This window comes from Pseudobacillus badius, assembly GCF_002189605.1.
Taxonomy (GTDB): domain Bacteria; phylum Bacillota; class Bacilli; order Bacillales; family Domibacillaceae; genus Pseudobacillus; species Pseudobacillus badius.
In genome coordinates, this window is record NZ_MWMM01000009.1 from 77644 (window position 1) to 96202 (window position 18559).

General features: G+C 43.7%; 17 protein-coding genes. 11 read left to right on the forward strand and 6 right to left on the reverse strand.

Annotated elements, in window-relative coordinates; translation table 11 throughout:
• The first annotated feature begins 72 nt into the window (after positions 1–72).
• Positions 73–978: a glutamate biosynthesis transcriptional regulator GltC gene (gltC, locus tag B1A98_RS14335; protein ID WP_063386188.1), complete on the forward strand. Its 906-nt coding sequence runs from the start codon at positions 73–75 to the stop codon at positions 976–978.
• 86 nt (positions 979–1064) lie between these two features.
• On the opposite strand, the gene B1A98_RS14340 is transcribed toward gltC, so the two are convergent.
• Both B1A98_RS14340 and B1A98_RS14345 read right to left on the reverse strand, forming a co-directional pair.
• Entirely contained in the window at positions 1065–2303 is a 1239-nt protein-coding gene (locus B1A98_RS14340) for an aminopeptidase (protein ID WP_063386187.1), read from the reverse strand.
• A gap of 176 nt (positions 2304–2479) precedes the next feature.
• Positions 2480–2926, reverse strand: a complete 447-nt coding sequence (locus B1A98_RS14345) for an RrF2 family transcriptional regulator (RefSeq protein ID WP_063386186.1) — start codon at positions 2924–2926, stop codon at positions 2480–2482.
• A gap of 175 nt (positions 2927–3101) precedes the next feature.
• Between B1A98_RS14345 and hmpA the strand changes: the two genes are divergently transcribed.
• Positions 3102–4307: an NO-inducible flavohemoprotein gene (hmpA, locus tag B1A98_RS14350; RefSeq protein ID WP_063386185.1), complete on the forward strand. Its 1206-nt coding sequence runs from the start codon at positions 3102–3104 to the stop codon at positions 4305–4307.
• Positions 4308–4390: 83 nt separating this feature from the next.
• Here the strand turns inward: hmpA and B1A98_RS14355 are convergent, their stop codons facing one another.
• On the reverse strand, positions 4391–6406 hold the full coding sequence (locus B1A98_RS14355) for a bifunctional diguanylate cyclase/phosphodiesterase (protein WP_063386184.1): 2016 nt from the start codon (positions 6404–6406) through the stop codon (positions 4391–4393).
• 259 nt (positions 6407–6665) lie between these two features.
• Between B1A98_RS14355 and motA the strand changes: the two genes are divergently transcribed.
• The 4 genes from motA to B1A98_RS14375 all read left to right on the forward strand — a co-directional run bounded on the left by motA (position 6666) and on the right by B1A98_RS14375 (position 10361).
• Positions 6666–7457: a flagellar motor stator protein MotA gene (gene motA / locus B1A98_RS14360; protein ID WP_063386183.1), complete on the forward strand. Its 792-nt coding sequence runs from the start codon at positions 6666–6668 to the stop codon at positions 7455–7457.
• Positions 7450–8223, forward strand: coding sequence for a flagellar motor protein MotB (motB, locus tag B1A98_RS14365; RefSeq protein ID WP_063386182.1), 774 nt, complete (start codon positions 7450–7452; stop codon positions 8221–8223). The genes motA and motB overlap by 8 nt, the downstream gene beginning before the upstream one ends.
• 106 nt (positions 8224–8329) lie before the next feature.
• On the forward strand, positions 8330–9712 hold the full coding sequence (locus tag B1A98_RS14370) for an alanine/glycine:cation symporter family protein (protein ID WP_063386181.1): 1383 nt from the start codon (positions 8330–8332) through the stop codon (positions 9710–9712).
• 130 nt (positions 9713–9842) lie between these two features.
• Positions 9843–10361 carry a type 1 glutamine amidotransferase domain-containing protein gene (locus B1A98_RS14375; protein WP_063386242.1) on the forward strand — a complete coding sequence of 173 codons (519 nt, stop codon included), beginning with the start codon at positions 9843–9845 and terminating at the stop codon, positions 10359–10361.
• 29 nt (positions 10362–10390) lie between these two features.
• Here B1A98_RS14375 and B1A98_RS14380 read toward each other — a convergent pair whose 3' ends face one another.
• Together B1A98_RS14380 and B1A98_RS14385 are read right to left on the reverse strand one after the other, a co-directional pair.
• The gene (locus tag B1A98_RS14380; RefSeq protein WP_041101588.1) at positions 10391–10612 is read right to left on the reverse strand and encodes a DUF1128 domain-containing protein; all 222 of its coding nucleotides are present in this window, start codon (positions 10610–10612) and stop codon (positions 10391–10393) included.
• A 123-nt stretch (positions 10613–10735) separates the two neighbouring features.
• Positions 10736–12094, reverse strand: coding sequence for an alanine/glycine:cation symporter family protein (locus B1A98_RS14385; protein ID WP_063386180.1), 1359 nt, complete (start codon positions 12092–12094; stop codon positions 10736–10738).
• A 425-nt stretch (positions 12095–12519) separates the two neighbouring features.
• On the opposite strand from B1A98_RS14385, the gene B1A98_RS14390 reads away from it, so the two are divergent.
• Together B1A98_RS14390 and B1A98_RS14395 are read left to right on the forward strand one after the other, a co-directional pair.
• On the forward strand, positions 12520–12870 hold the full coding sequence (locus B1A98_RS14390; RefSeq protein ID WP_041101681.1) for a YtxH domain-containing protein: 351 nt from the start codon (positions 12520–12522) through the stop codon (positions 12868–12870).
• 11 nt (positions 12871–12881) lie between these two features.
• Positions 12882–13715: a YihY/virulence factor BrkB family protein gene (locus B1A98_RS14395; protein WP_082821858.1), complete on the forward strand. Its 834-nt coding sequence runs from the start codon at positions 12882–12884 to the stop codon at positions 13713–13715.
• A gap of 110 nt (positions 13716–13825) precedes the next feature.
• Here the strand turns inward: B1A98_RS14395 and B1A98_RS14400 are convergent, their stop codons facing one another.
• Positions 13826–15742 (reverse strand): heavy metal translocating P-type ATPase, encoded by a 1917-nt coding sequence (locus B1A98_RS14400; protein WP_063386179.1) that lies wholly within the window; start codon positions 15740–15742, stop codon positions 13826–13828.
• A 294-nt stretch (positions 15743–16036) separates the two neighbouring features.
• On the opposite strand from B1A98_RS14400, the gene B1A98_RS14405 reads away from it, so the two are divergent.
• From B1A98_RS14405 to B1A98_RS14415, 3 genes are all read left to right on the forward strand, one after another.
• Positions 16037–16426, forward strand: a complete 390-nt coding sequence (locus B1A98_RS14405; protein ID WP_063383769.1) for an OsmC family protein — start codon at positions 16037–16039, stop codon at positions 16424–16426.
• 83 nt (positions 16427–16509) lie between these two features.
• Entirely contained in the window at positions 16510–17562 is a 1053-nt protein-coding gene (cax, locus tag B1A98_RS14410; RefSeq protein WP_082821629.1) for a calcium/proton exchanger, read from the forward strand.
• 105 nt (positions 17563–17667) lie between these two features.
• The gene (locus tag B1A98_RS14415) at positions 17668–18471 is read left to right on the forward strand and encodes a YfkD family protein (RefSeq protein WP_063383771.1); all 804 of its coding nucleotides are present in this window, start codon (positions 17668–17670) and stop codon (positions 18469–18471) included.
• Positions 18472–18559 lie beyond the last annotated feature (88 nt).

The window sequence follows — 18559 nt, forward strand, 5'->3', positions numbered from 1 at the left end:
TGTTTGGAAAAAGATATCGTGGTAAAATAAGAAGACAAGCAGAAGGAAAATGGCTGAAAAGGTGGGAGCAAAATGGAGCTTCGGCAAATTAAATATTTTATGGAAGTGGCAAAAGAGGAGCACGTCACGGAAGCGGCTCACCGCCTTCATGTGGCCCAATCCGCCGTCAGCCGCCAAATCGCCAAACTAGAAGATGAGCTTGGTGTTGAATTGTTTTTGCGGGAAGGCCGAAATGTGAAGCTGACCCATGCCGGGAAAATATTTTTGCAGCACATGGAATCTGCGATGAATGAAATTGACCGGGCCGTTGCTGCTATTGACAGCTATTTAAATCCGGAAATCGGAAAAATTCGGCTTGGCTTTCCTAATTCTTTAGCCACTAAGACGCTGCCGCGTGTTATTTCTGCTTTTCGCAGCCAATACTCAGATATCGGTTTTGATTTTCACCAAGGCGCAAACAAGGAGCTGCGGGAGCTTGTAGAAAGAGGAGAGATTGATCTCGCTTTCGTTTCCCCGGTGCCGGAAAGCACGCCGGAAATCTCAACTGAGGTTTTTTTCTCGGAAAGCATGCGGGTTCTCCTCCCAATCCAGCATCGTCTAGCCAAAAAAGACAGTGTCAATTTGCGTGAGCTGATGAATGACCAATTTGTGTTGTTTCGCACAGGTTACGACATGAGAAGCCTGGTGATTGAGGCATGCCGGCAAGTGAGTTTTGAGCCTAAGGTCGGGTTTGAAAGTGATGATGTGTATACAATGAAAGGATTGGTGGAGGCTGGGCTAGGGGTCAGTTTACTTCCGGAAACGCTTCTTGCTGAGCAAACACCGCCCGGAACGGTCAGTTTGCCTATTGGCGTACCGCAAGTGACAAGGACGGTGGGAGTGATCGTAACAAATGTGCGGACCTTGCCGCCTTCTGAAAAACTGTTTTATGATTTTCTCATTAGCTACTATCGCCGCTTAAATCAGTTTAGTCTGTAGAGCTGGCCGCAGCGTCACTAAAAAAACTGTTTCCAGCCACTGGCGGCTGGAAACAGTTTGGTGAAGCGGTGAATGTTCACCTTCTATTAAATGCCTTCTGCCCAATTCCCATTGCGGAAGATCGGTTCGCTGTTCCCGCTTTCCGTTATTCCGTCAATGTTCATTTGGTCGGAGCCGATCATAAAGTCAACATGGGTAATGCTTGTATTTAAGCCATGCTGCTCAAGCTCATCTTGCGACATCGATTTGCCGCCTTCAATGCAAAATGCATACGCGCTGCCAATGGCCAGATGGTTAGATGCGTTTTCATCGAATAGCGTGTTGTAGAAAAGGACATTCGATTGCGAAATAGGCGAGTGATGAGGCACGAGAGCGATTTCACCGAGATAATGGGAGCCTTCATCTGTTTCGACTAATTTCTTTAAGACCTCTTCTCCTTCTTCCGCTTGGACTTCAGTAATTCGTCCATTTTCAAATGTAACTTTAAAGTTGTTAATGATATTTCCGCCGTAGCTTAAAGGCTTCGTGCTCGATACATATCCATTTACCCCGGTTTTATGAGGAACGGTAAATACCTCTTCCGTTGGCATGTTCGCCATAAATTCATGGCCTTGTTCATTGATGCTTCCTGCTCCGACCCAGAGGTGTCCTTCAGGAAGCTCGATGGTTAAGTCTGTTCCCGGAGCCGTATAATGCAGCTTTTTATAGCGTTTGCCGTTTAAATAATCGACCTTTTTATGCAATTCTTCGTCATGATTTTTCCAAGCTTCTACCGGATCGTTTGTATCAGCCCGGACAGCTTTGAAAATGGCTTCCCATAATGCCGGGGTTTGTTCTTCTTTCGGGAGATGTGGAAAGACTTTTGCTGCCCATGCTTGGGATGGCGCGGCAATGACTGTCCAGCTGACTTTATCAGACTGAATGTACTGCCGATATTTTTTCATAGCCTGGCCGGCAGCTTTTTGGAAGCTAGCAATTCGATCTGGCTCTACTCCCTTTAATAAATCGGGGCTGGAGGAAACAACCGACATAAAGGCGGCGCCTTCTTCCGCCAGCTGTTCGAGCATCTGAACACGCCATTTCGGGAATTCCTGAAACGCTTCGTCCGGTGCCAAGTCATATTTAAGGCGGGATACTGTATCATCATCCCAATTGACTTGCACATTCTTCGCGCCTGCTTCGTAGGCTTTTTTTACGATTAATCGGACGAGCTCTGCAGAATCAATCGATGTGTTAATCACCAATGTTTGGCCTTTCTGGATATTTACCCCTACTTGCACTGCTAATTCAGCGTACTTTTCTAACGTGTTCTGGAAGTTTTCCATATGTATTCTCCTTTATTAAACAGAATAGTGAATATATTCTATTGTAACAAGAATGGAGGGAGAGGAAAAATTTTAAGGAAGGCAACCTGGTAAAAAGGAGCCCTTTTGATGTGATCGCAGTCAATTTAACTGACCCGGGCAAATATCAGCCGGGGAGTAAAAAAACTCCGGAGAGTCTACTCTTCGGAGTTTTTTAATAACAAAGCGCTCAAAGCTTCCGGATTGGCCGCTAAATCTTTCAGTGTATACCGGTCGAGCACAGCTAAATAGGCTTGCAATGCTTGAAACAGAACATGCTTTAAACCGCAGACCGATGTAATGGCGCAGCGGTTTGTATCAGGGTTAAAGCATTCCACTAAATGAAAGTCATCTTCTGTTTGCCGAACTACTTTGCCGATATTAATTTCTTCAGGCTGAAGAGCGAGGCGGATCCCGCCATTTCGTCCGCGTATAGTTTCAATCAATCCGAGCTTGCCCAGCTCGTGTGTCACTTTCATTAAATGGTTTTTCGAAATGTGATAAGCTTCTGCTATTTCCTTAATATTAGAAAGCTCGTCTCTCGGACGGGCAGCTAAAAAGATCAGCACGCGCAAGGAATAATCTGTATAGAGAGTTAATTTCATATTTCACCACTACTTTCGTCTTATATTCATTATATATGTGTGAACAAGAGGAATCAAAAGAATGTGAACGTTTTATTACACTAATTAAAAAGCGTTGCTTTAAGGGGGAAAAAGGATTATAAATAAGATGTATCAAAAATACATCTTTTAAAAACACTTTATTGGAGGGCTTTATATGCTATCCCAAAAAACGATTGATATCGTAAAATCTACAGCTCCTGTGCTTGAAGTGAAAGGCAAAGACATTACTACTCATTTCTACCGCGCCATGTTTGCGGACCATCCTGAACTTTTGAATATATTTAATCACGCCAATCAAGAAAAGGGGCGCCAGCAAACAGCGTTGGCCAATACCGTGTACGCAGCGGCCAAATACATTGACCAGCTGGAAGTATTGGTTCCTGCTGTTAAGCAAATTGCCCATAAACATCGCAGCTTAGCCGTTAAGCCTGAGCATTATCCAATTGTGGGCGAGTATTTATTGAAAGCGATTAAAGAAGTGCTTGGCGATGCAGCAACTGATGATATTATCAATGCGTGGGCAGAAGCATATGGCGTCATCGCCCAAGTATTTATCGATACGGAAGCGCAAATGTATAAGGAAGCCAGTGAACAGGCAGGCGGCTGGATGGACTTTAAGGAATTTGAAGTGGCTGATAAAGTGAAGGAAAGTTCTCTTATTACTTCTTTCTATTTGAAGCCAAAAGACGGCGCTCAGCTGCCCGCCTTCCATCCGGGGCAATATATCACGATTAAGCTGAATATTCCTGGGGAAGAAAACATTGTTAACCGGCAGTACAGCTTATCAGCTGCGCCGAATAAGGAGTATTATCGCATCTCTGTGAAACGTGAAGCGGACCATCAGCCAGAGGGAACAGTGTCTAACTATTTACATGATCATATCGGTAAAGGGGACACTGTGGAAGTAAGTGCGCCTGCGGGAGATTTCTACCTGGCTAATGATCGGAAAGAACCGGTTGTGCTTATTAGCGGAGGAGTGGGAATTACCCCAATGATGAGCATGCTGGAAACCCTTGCAGCGGAAAACAGCAAACGGGAAATCGTTTTTATCCATGCAGCCCGTAACGAAGAGGCGCATGCTTTTAAAGAGCATACGGAGCAGCTAGTGCGCGAACTAGACAATGCCCGTTCCTATATAGCTTATGGAGAGAAAAAAGATAAGCAGGCGATTTGTGATGTTGAAGGACATATTGATGCGGAGTTCTTAAAAAAAGTTGTTCCAAACAACAGCATCTGTTACGTTTGCGGACCAGTGCCATTCATGGGAGCGGTGATTGGACATTTAAGTAAAAACAGCCTTTCAGAAGATCAAATTAAATTTGAATTTTTTGGACCAGCTGTTCAATTGCAGCAAGCATAACGAAACTGTACCTCAAAGCCGGACTTCTCTAGTCCGGCTTTTTGATTTTATCGAAAAGCAAGCGTTTCAATCAGGCTGTTTCTTTATACGGCAGTGAAGGCTTTAAAAAACTCATCCAATTCATGTGCCTGCAAAGGTTTGCTAATGTGATAGCCTTGTATTTCATCACATTTCAATGAGATAAGAGTCTGCAGCTGTTCTTCTGTCTCTACACCTTCTGCGACGACGTGCAAGTGAAACAATTTTGCTAAATGAATAATCATTTCAACGAGAGCCTTTCCTTCTGGTGAAGTATGGACATCGTCAATAAAGGATTTATCAATTTTTAATGAATGAATCGGCAGTTTTTTTAAATAGGTGAGTGAAGAAACACCCGTGCCGAAGTCATCAAGCGCAATCGAAATATGGTCCGCTTGAAGCCGTTTAATGACCTTTACCGCTGTATCCAGGTTTTCCATAATGGAAGTTTCGGTAATTTCCAGTTCCAGGTGCCTGCCGTCTAACCGATGTTTTCTCAATATGCCGGTTACGGTTTGGTGCAAAGCATGAGATAAGAACATTGGCGCTGAAATATTGACTGCTATTTTCTCAAGCGGATGGTTCTTATTTCTCCATTCCTTCATTTGCTTGCAGGCTTCATTTAAGGTCCATTCCGTTAATTCGGTGATAAAACCATTTTTCTCAGCAATAGGGATAAAGATAGAAGGAGGCACAAAGCCGAATTCAGGGCTGTTCCATCGGACAAGAACTTCAGCACAGCTGATTCTTTTTTCTTTCACGTGATACTTCGGCTGATAGCATAAGTAAAATTCATTGTTCTGCAGTGCTTCCCGGAAGCTCATAGCTATCTGCCGTTCTTTCTCATTATCATGTACTGCTGGATTATAGACGACAAGTTGATTTTTACCGTTCGTCTTAGCAAAATATAATGCTTTCTCAGCGGCGGCATTTAACTGTTCAAATGTATAGCCATGTGCCGGTGCCAAAGAGATTCCTGCTGAAGCAGTGACAGTGACTGGATAATTGCTGATTACAAATGGGGCAGCCAGCTTTTTCAGCCAGCTTCTTGTTAGTTCAAATGCTTCTTTTTCCGTGTAAGTCTCCATAAGAAGAATAGTAAATTTATTGCCTTCTACCCGGCTTAGCAATCCATTGGGAGGAATAAGCTGTTCAAGCCGCTGTGAAAGAGCTCTCATCAATAAATTTCCATTCATAAATCCAAAGGTTTCATTGATCCACATGAAATTATCAATATCCATCATGATTAAAAGAAGAGGTTTCTTTCTCTCTCTTAAATAGGAATCGACAGTTACCTGAAGCTTCCGCCGGTTTGGCAGGTCTGTCAGATCATCGTAATAAGCAAGCCGTGTGGCAGTTTGCTGATCAAAAATAGCAACAGTCAGGAAAAAGATAAACAGCAAGCCGACCACAAAGAGAATGAGAAGAATGAGCGACAGCGGCTGCTCAAACTGTTGGCCGCTGCTGGGGAAATGACCCATCATTGAGAAGTTAGCTGCTTTCATCCCGATGTAATGCACACTCGCAATTCCAAGGCCTAAAAGGATACTGGCTATAAACCGGTAAAAAGTCTCTTTTTTCTTGTTCAAAACATACAGAATGTAAAGTGAAGCATAAGAAATCAAGGTTGCTGTTACAACAGACAAGAGTATAAGAGAGGGACGATAGGAAATGCTCGCATTCATCTTCATCGCACTCATCCCCAAGCAGTGCATAGCCACGATGGATAAACCGATCAGAAATCCCGCGCTAAGCATCGTTTTTGGTTTTATTTTGCGGTTATGGAGCGTATACAAAGCGATGCCCGAAGCCCCGGCTGCGGGCAGAACCGCTAATAAAACCAATCCTATTTCATACTCCACATAAACGGGCAAAGAAAAAGCCAGCATCCCAATAAAATGAACCGACCAAATCGTTAAGCCCATGGATAAAGAAGCAAGAAACATCCATACATTCTTCTTTTTCTTGTTTGAAGAAGTAATTCGGTCATTTAAGCTTATTGAGACAAAAGACCCGAAAACGCCGATGATAATGGAAAGAAGAACAATGTTGCTTTGATAAAACTCTGGTAAAGGTTTCATTGTATAGACCGTCTTTCTTTATTTTTGTCTATGTTTCAGTCAGCAATAGCTTTACTTTAAATGCTAAGTTAAAAATTTTCATCATGGATAAAAAATCTCTGTAAATATTCGACAAAAACATACGATATATCTATAGTATCGACTTTGTTTTTCTTTTATTAAGTCTTTTTACCTGCAAAATACTTATGGAAAAGAATACAAAAAATTTTTTTCTGACCGATATTAGATATACAAAAATAAAAATACAGGGTGAATGAGAATGGATAAAAGTACAATTATAGGAATTATTCTTGGAATTGTTGCTGTTGGCGTAGGAATGGTATTCAAAGGCGTAAGCCCGATGGTCCTCATTAATCCGGCAGCCTTGTTAATTATTTTGCTCGGAACGGTCGCCACCATCGTCATCGCGTTTCCGGCAAGTGAACTCAAAAGATTGCCAAAATTATTTGGCATTATTTTTAAGGAAAGAACAATGATGTCTCCCCAGGAAGTCATCAGTCAGTTTACTGGCTGGGCTGAATTGGCGAGAAAAGAAGGGCTGCTGGCTCTTGAGTCCAAAATCAATGAAGTGGATGATCCCTTCTTGAAGAATGGACTGAGTTTAGCGGTGGATGGCCAAAACGCTGATTATATTCGCGATGTGATGAGTGAAGAGCTTTCAGCGATGGAGGAACGCCATAGCGCCGGAGCGAGCATGTTTGTTCAAGCCGGCACATACGCACCGACGCTTGGGGTGCTTGGAGCGGTTATTGGTTTGATTGCCGCTCTTGGCAACATGAATGACACAGAAACACTTGGACATGCGATTTCAGCAGCTTTCGTGGCAACATTGCTGGGGATTTTCACCGGTTATGTGCTCTGGCATCCATTTGCCAACAAGCTCAAGCGAAAATCTAAACAAGAAATTAAAGTAAAAGAAATGATGATTGAAGGCGTGCTTTCTATCCTAGAAGGAGAAGCGCCCCGTGTTCTTGAGCAAAAACTGGCTTCTTATTTGCCTGCAGAGGAGAAAAGAAAATTAGTTGAGGAAAGCGGCGAGAACAATGAGTAAGCGAAAGAAAAACAAGGAGAATGATCATATAGATGAATCGTGGCTCCTGCCATATGCTGACTTATTGACGCTGCTTCTGGCTCTATTTATCGTCCTGTTTGCTATGAGCTCTGTTGATGCGAAAAAGTTTCAGCTGGTGTCTCAGGCCTTCAACAGTGCTTTTCAAGGAGGAACCGGAGTGATGGACTTTCCTGAGCTGTCCCCTCCTGACACAACGTCTGATGGCAGCGCCAATGATAAAGGGCTGCTGGAAATGAAGGAAAAGGATAAAGAAGAATTAGCTAAAATGCAGCAGAAAATTAACGACTATATTAAAGAGAATCAGCTGCAAAACAAGGTGGAAACGGTATTAAACGGCGAAGGGCTGCTGCTGCGCATCCGGGAGAATGTCTTATTTAACTCCGGTGTAGCTGAAATCAGGGAAGATGATAAACAAGCAGCGAGGGAGATTTCTAAGCTTTTGGAAATGGATTTGCCCCGCATGGTGATTATTAGCGGACATACGGATAATATTCCTATCAAAACATCGGAATTTGAATCAAACTGGGAGCTGAGTGCCATGAGGGCGGTCAACTTTATGAAAGTCATTCTCGAAAATAAAAAGCTTGACCCTCGTCTATTCAGCGCTAAAGGATACGGTGAATACCAGCCGATTGCTTCCAATGAAACAGAGGCTGGACGGGCAAAAAACCGCCGGGTGGAAATATTGGTATTGCCGCAAGGAGAAAAAGAAAATGGCCAGCAAGGTCCTGCTGCAACAAACTGAACCGAATTTGGTTCAGTTTTTTTTATGTTTGCTAAAGAAGAAAGAGGGTATAGGGGAAGATACCATTTTTGTAGGTATATTACAAAAAATATGAAGGAGGAAGATTTTGGACAAAATTATTGCCGGAGTAGAAAAGTTTTCAGGATGGCTATGGGGAGTGCCTTTAATCGCACTGCTAACGATTACAGGAATCTTTATGACTGTAAAATTAGGATTCTTTCAATTTAAATACCCGCTTTACATCTTTCAGCAAACATTAGGAAGCGTTTTCAAAAAGCCGAAAGGTGAAGGGACAGTGACTCCCCTGCAAGCTTTAACTTCCGCTTTATCTTCCACGATCGGTGCGGCCAATATTGTCGGAGTGCCGGCAGCCATCATGTTTGGCGGGCCGGGAGCGGTTTTTTGGATGTGGGTCATTGCGGTCATCAGCATGGCTGTGAACTTTGCGGAGAGTGTGCTGGCAGTTCATTATCGCGAAAAAAATGAGGAAGGCGAGTTTGTCGGCGGCCCGATGTACTATATGAAGAAAGGGCTGAACATGAAATGGCTCGGTGTCTGGTTTTCTTTTGCTTTAATGATCGAACTGATCCCGAGTATTATGGTTCAAGGAAATTCAGTTGCCGCTACCGTCTCGCAAACATTTAAAATAGATGGCATTTATACAGGTATCATCATTGCAGCTATTACAGGACTTGTAGTGTTTGGCGGTATTAAACGGATCGGCCGGATTACAGAGATACTGGTTCCTTTTATGGCACTGTTGTACGTTGGCGGAGCGTTGATAATCGTCATTTTAAATATAAATCAAGTACCAGCAGTTATTTCTTTAATTTTTTCTTATGCTTTCCAGCCGATGTCAGCAGTTGGCGGGTTTGCAGGCGTAGCAGTAGCGGAAACGGTGCGCTGGGGATTTGCCAGAGGGTTATATTCCAATGAAGCGGGACTTGGGACTACGCCGATTGCCCATGCGGCTGCCCAAACAGACCATCCTGTCCGCCAGGGATTTTGGGCAATTATCGGCATCGTTATTGATACATTAGTTGTTTGTTCGGCCACAGCCTTCGTTGTGCTTTCAACAGGAGTGTGGAAGCAAGAAGGAGCGCTTGCTGATCCGGCAGCTTTAACGACAATCGCCTTTAGAGAAAACTTTGGCGCTTTTGGCAGTTTTCTTGTGACCATTTCATTAATCTTCTTCGTTTTATCCACGATTATTGTGGTTGTCTTTTATGGCTCCAAACAGGCGGAGTTTTTGTTTAACTTAAAAGCCGCTCAGGCAGTGAAAGTCGTCTATTTGGCAGCCATTGTTTTAGGCTCCGTAGGGGCTGCCAAAACCATTTGGTCTTTTCTAGACTTGGCGCTTGCAGCCATCTTGCTGCCGAACATTATCGCGGTGCTTCTCCTAAGCAGCAAAGTAAAAGAATTAAAAGACGAGTTTTTTGAATCGGAAAAGTATTATTTGAAAGACGTAAAAGAAAAGAAGATTAGCTGAGTGAAGCGGCTGCCTAAGAGGTAGCCGCTTCACTGATATGCCATCCATGTCATTATGTGAAGAATGTTTATCTCATGACCAGCAGGGAAATAAACAAGTGGACATAACAGAAAGGAAAGGAGTTTTTTTGTTGAGTAAAAAGATTGCTGTACTTGTAACGGATATGGTGGAGGACTCTGAGTATACGGAACCCGTGCATGCCTTTAAAGAGGCTGGTCATGAGGTGATCAATATCGAAAAAGAAGCAGGAAAAACAGTGAAGGGGAAGCAGGGGGAAGCTGTCATCACAATTGATAAAGGCATCGATGAAGTAAATCCGAACGAATTTGACGCCCTGTTAATCCCTGGAGGCTTCTCGCCGGATCAGCTGCGTGCGGACGATCGCTTTGTTCAGTTTACTAAAATGTTTATGGATGAGAAGAAACCGGTGTTCGCCATTTGCCACGGCCCGCAGCTGTTAATTACAGCCAAAGCATTAGAGGGCAGAGGGGCGACGGGATATAAATCCATTAAAGTAGATATGGAATACGCAGGAGCTACTTACAAAGATGAGGAAGTTGTCGTTTGCCAGGAGCAGCTTGTCACAAGCCGTACGCCTGATGATCTCCCGGCTTTCAACAGAGAGTCGTTAAAGCTGCTTGCGAAGTAATGAATAAAAGGCCGGTATCTGCCGGCCTTTTATTTTCGTAAATTGCCAAGTTCCTGGGCAATTGCTTGCATTTCACTTGGGCTGAAATTGTTTTTTCTGTTGACTAGTTCATAGATTTCCTTTAAATCTTCATAAGAAGACTCACTGAAATGTTCCGGCTTGATGGCGCCGACATTAACCATGCGGAGTTTAGTAGTAATTTGCTCTAGCATATATTCGATATTTTCAGGAGATTTTACAGACAAGTCCAAAATCTTTTCACCCTCTCCAGTGATTTGATAACATCATTTCACTTTTTATTATGTTTGTCAATCAGCACTTTAAAGAAGGCAGGCCGTGGAAAACAGGCCTGCCTCAGATCGTTCTTTTCTTCATTATGCAGCCATCTTTTTGGCTTTTTCTTCCTTGATCGCTTTTACGATATTCTTGGTTTCATGAATGACGACGCCGGATAAGCCGATGATGCCAATCAAGTTAGGGAAGGCCATTAATCCGTTCATAATGTCAGCAAACGTCCATACTAAATCAAGTTTGGCGATCGCTCCAATGAAAACAGCTGCAACAAAAACCATCCGATAGTATTTGACGACCTTTTTGCTGAACAAGTATGAAAAGCATTTTTCCCCATAGTAAGACCAGCCGATGATGGTGGAAGAAGCAAAGAACAGCAGGCCGAGAGCGACTACATAAGAGCCGGCAGAGCCAAGGAACATTTCAAAGGAGGCGGTCGTTAAGGCGCTTCCTTCCAAGCCTTTGTCATATTGGCCAGCCATGACGATAGTTAGTCCGGTAATTGAACAGATTAAGATGGTATCAATAAATACTTGAGTCATTGATACGAGAGCTTGGCGTGCAGGCATATCCGTTTTTGCTGCTGCCGCTGCAATCGGTGCCGATCCGAGACCTGCTTCGTTCGAAAATACTCCGCGGGCCACCCCATAACGAATAACGGCACCAATTGCGCCTCCTGCTACAGCATCGCCGGTGAAGGCATCAGAGAAAATTAAACCGATAGCTGCCGGAACGTCGGCAATGTTTGTCAGCAAAATAATCAGTCCGGCGATTAAATAGAAGGCGGCCATGATCGGTACAAAAAAGGCCGTCACTTTGCCGATGCTTTTAATGCCTCCTAATAAAACAAGAGCAGTAAAGATAAATAAGACAATTCCGGTAATATATGGCGGCACATTAAATGTGCTTTCTACTACACCGGCAACTGAGTTGGCCTGTACCAGATTTCCGATTCCAAAAGCGGCGATTGCCCCAAACAAAGCGAAGAGGACGCCTAGCCATTTCTGATTTAAGCCGCGTTCAAGGTAGTACATCGGACCGCCCGACATTTCGCCGTCCGGGTCCTGGACGCGGTATTTAACAGCGAGAACCGCTTCTGCATATTTTGTAGCCATTCCGAAGAAGGCGCTGATCCACATCCAGAAGACAGCTCCGGGTCCGCCAATTAAAACGGCGGTGGCTACCCCGACAATGTTCCCCGTTCCAACGGTTGCTGCAAGCGCTGTCATGAGCGCTTGGAAGTGAGAAATGTCTCCTTCAGAGTCCTTATCCTGACTTTTGCTGAAAGCAAGTTTAAGAGAATAAGGCAGCAATCTTAATTGTAAGAATCCAATACGGAATGTTAAATAAATGCCTGTTCCTACTAAAAGAATTAGCAGGGGCCGTCCCCAAATGTAACCGCTGATCGTATTCATGATTTCAAGTAATTTTTCCTGAGTCATTTTATCCCCTCCTTCTTCTTAATTATATAAAAATATTGAAAAAATAATAGTCAGTATTTATTAAAAATTTTAAAAAATAATAATTTTCTTTATTGAGAACGGTATTTGCCTAGAGAACTGATGAAAAAGGCGGCAGAAAGCAGGAAAAGATTTGTCCATCGAAGAATATGGTTCGTGGTAATCTTATAGTAGACGAACAACAGCCGAAGCGCTTCTCTAAGTGGAAAGGTTTTTTGTCTCTTTCCGCCCACTAGGTTTTGTTATTCTGCAAAATGGGAATTGATAGAGCATGAGAATAGGAAAGGGGCTGCAGGCTAAAGGCAGCCAAAAAGCCCATTTATGAGCAAGCGGGCGGCTCGTTCGGCCCAATTGTCGGCAGAGCGAATCTGCTGGTATCATTAGTTAGGAAAGGATGGATGATAAAAATGGGAAAAGGTAAGTTTTTTGCAAAGGCAGCTATTGGTGCTGTGATTGGAGGAGCGGTCGCTTTAATGGATCGCCAGACAAGAGAAGAAATGAAGGAATGGGCGGTTTACTTGTTTGAAATGGCCAAAAACCCTGAAAGCCTGTCAGCGTCATCTAAGGAAATCATCAGCCGGGCGAAAGAAACAGCTCAGCAAATCAGCGAGGATGTAAGCTATATCCGCGACAAGGTAGACAATTTAAGAGGCTTGACGCCTGAAGTAAAAGAACTTGTAGATGAAACGAAGAGCACTTTTTTGCCTGATGAAGAAAATACAGCTGGTGCAGCGGGAGAAACTTCAGTGACGCACTAGGAGGAGATAACTTGTCCGATAAAAAGACAGAGACAAGAATTTTTGTAAAGCATTTGCTGAAAAGAATAAAGGAGTCCGACGTTCCAGATATTGCCGCGCAAATGGCCTATTATTTTTTGTTGTCGTTGTTTCCTTTATTAATCTTTGCTGTAACGCTGCTGGCTTACTTGCCGATTAGCCAGGAGGATATGTTTAGCTTAATCCGTGATTTTGCCCCGAGTGATACGGTGGCAACTGTGCAAGGTATATTAAATGAAGTCATGGAAAACCGCAGCGGCGGATTGCTTTCTTTTGGGGTTATTGCTACTATCTGGTCGGCATCTAACAGCATGAACGCGGTAGTGAAGGGATTAAATCATGCGTATAATGTAGACGAGTCCAGGCCGTTTTATAAGGTAAGGGGCATGTCTGTATTATTAACCTTTGGCTTAATCGTAGTGATAGCGGCCGCATTGGTGTTGCAAGTGTTCGGCAAGCAAATCGGTTTGTTGGCGTCTAATTATTTTGGAATATCTGATCAGTTCCTGACGCTTTGGAACTGGGGGCGCTGGCTCGTTTTCCCTTTATTGTTGTTCGGGGTATTCGTCGGTTTATATTATTTGGCTCCGAATATTCGAGTCCAGTGCTTAACGGTTTTTCCAGGCGCGATTTTCGCTGCTGTCGGCTGGATTGTTGTTTCACTCGGATTCTCCTTTTATGTGAACAACTTTGGCAATTACTCTGCTACATACGGCAGCATCGGAGGGATCATTGTACTGATGGTCTGGTTTTATTTATCGGCCATGATCATTCTGGTTGGCGGAGAGATTAATGCTTTGAAAAATGATTTAGGCAGCAACTGCTGATAACAGAAGAGGGAAACCCCCGCATGCGAAAAGATGCATGCGGGGGTTTTTAAGCTGCTGGTTCTGCACTGGGCCGATAAATAAAAAAACCGTTCAGCTTGGCTGAACGGTCAGGATCTTAACAGGCGCAGGCCATTTAAAATGACAAGAATGGTGCTGCCTTCATGTCCGATCACACCAAACGGCAGATCGAGCACTTGGAAAAAGTTTGAAATGATCAGAAGCATAATGACCGCAATTGAAAAAACGACATTTTGTTTGACGATTCGTCGCATTTTCTTTGATAAGCGAATGGCTTCAGCGATCTTAGGCAGGTCATTTTTCATCAGGACGATATCTGCAGTCTCCAAGGCTACGTCCGAGCCTTCTCCCATGGCAATGCCTATGCTTGCAGTAGCCAAAGCTGGCGCATCGTTAATTCCGTCACCGACCATTGCTACAGTTTCATGTTCCTTAATTAGTTTCTTCAGTTGATCCACTTTGTGCTCAGGCAGACATTCGGCAATGAATGTATCGAGATGGGCTTCTTTGGCAATCGCTCTTGCTGTTGTTTCATTGTCTCCAGTCAGCATAATTGTGTAAATGCCTTCCTGATGAAGCAGATCTAAAGCCTGCTTTGTATCTTCACGGATTAAATCCTTTAAAGCTATAACAGCTGCCACTCCGTGTTCATCTTCTACGAAAACCGTTGTTTTCCCGGACGCAGCGAGTTCACTTGCTTTGCCGCCAGAGAAGGCGAAGGCGGCTTCCCTGCCGACAAAATCCGCTTTTCCGACCTTCCACTGCTTTCCATTTACTACTCCCTTTACACCCCAGCCTGCAACATCCTCCAGCTGATCAGGTGCAGAATAAGAGACATTTTGCTTTTGGGCGAAGCGGAGGACTGCCTGGGCGAGCGGATGATTAGACTGGCTTTCGATAGAAGCGACCGCTGCAAGCAATTCCTGCTCCGGCAGGCCTTCCCGGACGATCATATCTGTCACTTCCGGTTTTCCTTTCGTGAGTGTGCCGGTTTTATCAAAGGCAATGGCTTTTAAATTGCTTAAGTTCTCTAAGTGCATTCCACCTTTAAATAAAATTCCATGCCGAGCCCCGTTTGAAATGGCTGAAAGTGTGGCTGGCATAATGGAAGCCACAAGCGCACAAGGAGAAGCGACAACGAGAAGCACCATCGCCCGGTAAAAGGTTTCCGTCCAGCTCCAGCCAAGAGCAAAGTGAGGAATAAACATCATCAGGCCGACAGTTATTAAGACCACCTTTACATACGTACCTTCAAATTTCTCAATGAATAATTGAGAAGGAGATTTCTCGCTTTGGGCCGACTGGACGAGATTAATAATTTTTTGGAAAAGCGTGTCGCTCGCCGGCTTTGTCACTTCTACATAAACAGAGCCGGTGATATTGACTGTGCCCGCAAATACTTCCCCGTCTTTTTGTTTAGACACAGGGATGGATTCGCCGGTGATCGCTGCTTCATCAATGGTTGTTTGGCCTTTGAAAATAACCCCGTCTGCAGGAATGCGTTCACCTGGTTTAACAAGAATTAAATCACCGACAGCAAGCTCGGATACATGCACTTTTTCTTCCGCTCCGTCTCTAATCAGCCAAGCCTCCTCAGGCTGAATCTCCATTAAGGAAGAAATTTCTTTTTGGCTTTTGTTCATCGTGTAAGTCTCAAGAGCTCCGCTGAGGGCAAAGATGAAAATCAAGATGGCCCCTTCCGTCCAATAACCGATAATAGCAGAGCCGACAGCCGCAAAAATCATAAGCATTTCTACATTTAGCTCTTTATCGGCGATTGTTTCTTCGATTCCTTCCTTCGCCTTTGCAAACCCTCCAATAATAAAGGCCAGCAAGTAACTGACAACTGCGGCCGAGTGAATGCTATTTTTATCTAAAAGCCATCCGGCTAGAATCAATACACCGCTTAAAATGGCAGCGATCAACTCAGCGTGGACTTTAATGGAATCGATCCAGCGGCTTTCCGGCTGCTGCTTGGCTTGTAACGCTTTGGCTTGTGCGCTCATCTATCTTCCTCCTTAATTGAGATTAAAAACTTTTAATTGAGAATGGTAATCAAAGTCGAAACAATTTCTACTACTGAAAAGCATTCTCATTTCCTTTGTAATAAGGATTTTTTTGTTTTTGTGGTTCTTTTATTAAATTAAAATAATTATAATTAAGATTATAGTAACATAGCCAGGATGAAAAAGAAAGGGGAAATCTTTTTTGAGGGAAATTAATCATATATTTCCCCTAATATGGAAGTTTCTTCGTCAATCCTCTAAAATAGAATCAATTAATTAAGTGAGGTGGCATGCATGGAATTCAAAATGAAAGAAGGCGGGTTTACAACAGATCTTGCCTATGGCAAGCTCCATATTTCAGGCGATGAGCAGTATGGGTTTCGTCCGTATCAATTGCTCACCGCGTCTATAGCTGTCTGCAGCGGAGGTGTCCTCCGAAAGATTTTGGAGAAAAAGCGGATGCAAGTGGAAGATATCACCATCCAGACCAATGTTTTGCGAAATGAGCAAGAGGCGAACCGGCTCGAAAAAGTAGAGATTCATTTTATCATTAAAGGAAAAGAGCTGCAGGAAACGCAAATCAAGAAGGCGATGGAATTGACAAGAAAAAACTGTTCAATGGTGCAGTCGGTCATTCCTGCGATCGAAGTCGTGGAAACTTTTGAAATCGTTTCGGCTGAATAAACATCTTAATTAGCGTTAACAAATAAAAAAACAGGGTATGTTGATTAAAAACGCTATGTTCAATTAAGAAAAGAGGTCAGCTGATGGATAAAATTTTTGGAGGAATGGTGCTGCTTGGTGTTCCGTTATCTATAGCCGGATCGCTGATGCACTGGCCGACTCTGATGATGTTCGGCATTTATTGTTTAACAATTATTGCTTTGTCCAGCTATATGGGCCGGGCAACAGAAAGTCTTGCCATTATAACAGGGCCGCGAATCGGCGGATTGCTAAATGCAACGTTTGGAAATGCCGTGGAACTAATCATTTCTATTTTTGCATTGAAGGCTGGACTAATCGAAGTGGTTCTTGCTTCTTTAACGGGTTCTGTACTCGGAAATTTGCTTCTTGTCGCCGGGTTATCATTTTTTCTCGGAGGACTCAAATATAAGAGGCAGACATTTAATGAACACGATGCCCGTCATAATTCCGGCCTCTTAATGTTCGCGATCATTGTGGCTTTTGTTGTCCCGGAAATTTTTTCTATGGGAATGGATGAATCCAAAACATTATCTTTAAGCGTTGGAATTTCCATTATTATGATTGTGCTGTATTTGGCTGCGTTATTTTTCAAGCTGGTCACCCATCGAGGGGTATATGCCGGGAAATCTGAAGAATCTCCTCATCATGAAGAGCCGGAGTGGACAAAAGGAAGAGCTATTGCAGTGCTGCTTGTAGCTACCCTTGCGGTGGCGTACGTATCCGAAAACCTAGTTCACACATTTGAAGTAGTCGGGGAGAGCTTCGGCTGGACAGAGCTATTTATCGGGGTGATCGTTGTAGCGATCGTCGGAAATGCAGCCGAGCATGCTTCAGCTATCTTAATGGCAATGAAGAATAAAATGGATGTAGCTGTGGAAATTGCGGTTGGTTCAACCTTGCAAATTGCCATGTTTGTTGCCCCGTTGCTCGTGCTGCTTTCATTAATGTTTAATGAATCGATGCCGCTTGTATTCACTGTGCCTGAACTTGTATCGATGGTAACAGCGGTGCTGTTGGCAGTTATTATTTCTAACGATGGCGAGACAAACTGGTTTGAAGGTTTAACGCTTCTTGCCGCCTATGTCATTATGGGGATTGGTTTTTATCTATTATAGACAAAAGGGCTGCGCAAGTGACTTGCGCGGCTTTTTTCTAGTTATGCGGATAAGTTGAAAAGCCGGGAGCAAACTAAGCAAAAGAATGAAGGAGGACAGAGCGCAATGAATGGAATCCGTTTGCTTTTGTGCATATTTATTGCCTTTATATATACGGGGAATCCGCAGCTTGCTGCGGCAGAGAAGAAAGAAAAAGCGTTTAATCAAAAAATGCCGGCTTCAGTTAAAAATATTGCACGTGAAAATACGTTTCTCAATGAAGAGGAAGAATTGTCTGAATTGCAGCCAAGTGAATTAACAAAAGAGCTGCTTAGCACCTCGCAGACGAAAATCACCAATCCTTTGCTTGTACGTATGCTAAATGAGTCGACAATCAAAAAATCCCCCTTTGCTTTCGGGACGAGAATGTCCGTCTTTCTCGGAGAGTGGCCGCTTGCTTATCATTCAAAAGAAACGAGCGCCAATTGGGAATATCAGAAGGTCAACACAAACTTTTACGATAATCGCGGGGGCAAGAAGAATTATCAAATTCATTATGTGCAAGAGGCTCACAAGGTCGTGAAGGGCGGCTTATCTGCCAAGCTGCCAAAAACGGAGGAAGTGCAGCAGATGATTTTAAAAGAAGCAATTGATAAGACGGGCTGGCCGCTAGCTTATACAACGGCTGTCGGGGCGGGTACAAAACAAAATGAGGTATATAACGTACCGCCCGGAACAGCGGGGTATTTATACGGGTTTGCCCCTGCAGTGCATGAGCGGGGAGCTGTCACTTATGGAGAGGTTTACCTTGTCGTATCCGGCTGGAAACGAGCGGTCGTTGTGAAAAATGTCAGCTCCAAGCCGGTCAGCGCCTGGATCCCTGTTAAAAACCATATATCCTTCAGCTATAAGTCGGTGCAGCAGCGGTGAAACACGCGGAAGAATCGATTTCTGACATGAAATGATTGAATAAACCGGCTAAATCCTTTACGATGGAAGGCAGACAATAAAAGTAAAT

Bases quoted from the DNA above. Each gene is read 5' to 3' on its own strand.
- gltC (WP_063386188.1), top strand. From the start codon at position 73: ATGGAGCTTCGGCAAATTAAATATTTTATGGAAGTGGCAAAAGAGGAG.
- B1A98_RS14340 (WP_063386187.1), bottom strand. From the start codon at position 2,303: ATGGAAAACTTCCAGAACACGTTAGAAAAGTACGCTGAATTAGCAGTG.
- B1A98_RS14345 (WP_063386186.1), bottom strand. From the start codon at position 2,926: ATGAAATTAACTCTCTATACAGATTATTCCTTGCGCGTGCTGATCTTT.
- hmpA (WP_063386185.1), top strand. From the start codon at position 3,102: ATGCTATCCCAAAAAACGATTGATATCGTAAAATCTACAGCTCCTGTG.
- B1A98_RS14355 (WP_063386184.1), bottom strand. From the start codon at position 6,406: ATGAAACCTTTACCAGAGTTTTATCAAAGCAACATTGTTCTTCTTTCC.
- motA (WP_063386183.1), top strand. From the start codon at position 6,666: ATGGATAAAAGTACAATTATAGGAATTATTCTTGGAATTGTTGCTGTT.
- motB (WP_063386182.1), top strand. From the start codon at position 7,450: ATGAGTAAGCGAAAGAAAAACAAGGAGAATGATCATATAGATGAATCG.
- B1A98_RS14385 (WP_063386180.1), bottom strand. From the start codon at position 12,094: ATGACTCAGGAAAAATTACTTGAAATCATGAATACGATCAGCGGTTAC.
- B1A98_RS14390 (WP_041101681.1), top strand. From the start codon at position 12,520: ATGGGAAAAGGTAAGTTTTTTGCAAAGGCAGCTATTGGTGCTGTGATT.
- B1A98_RS14400 (WP_063386179.1), bottom strand. From the start codon at position 15,742: ATGAGCGCACAAGCCAAAGCGTTACAAGCCAAGCAGCAGCCGGAAAGC.
- B1A98_RS14405 (WP_063383769.1), top strand. From the start codon at position 16,037: ATGGAATTCAAAATGAAAGAAGGCGGGTTTACAACAGATCTTGCCTAT.
- cax (WP_082821629.1), top strand. From the start codon at position 16,510: ATGGATAAAATTTTTGGAGGAATGGTGCTGCTTGGTGTTCCGTTATCT.
- B1A98_RS14415 (WP_063383771.1), top strand. From the start codon at position 17,668: ATGAATGGAATCCGTTTGCTTTTGTGCATATTTATTGCCTTTATATAT.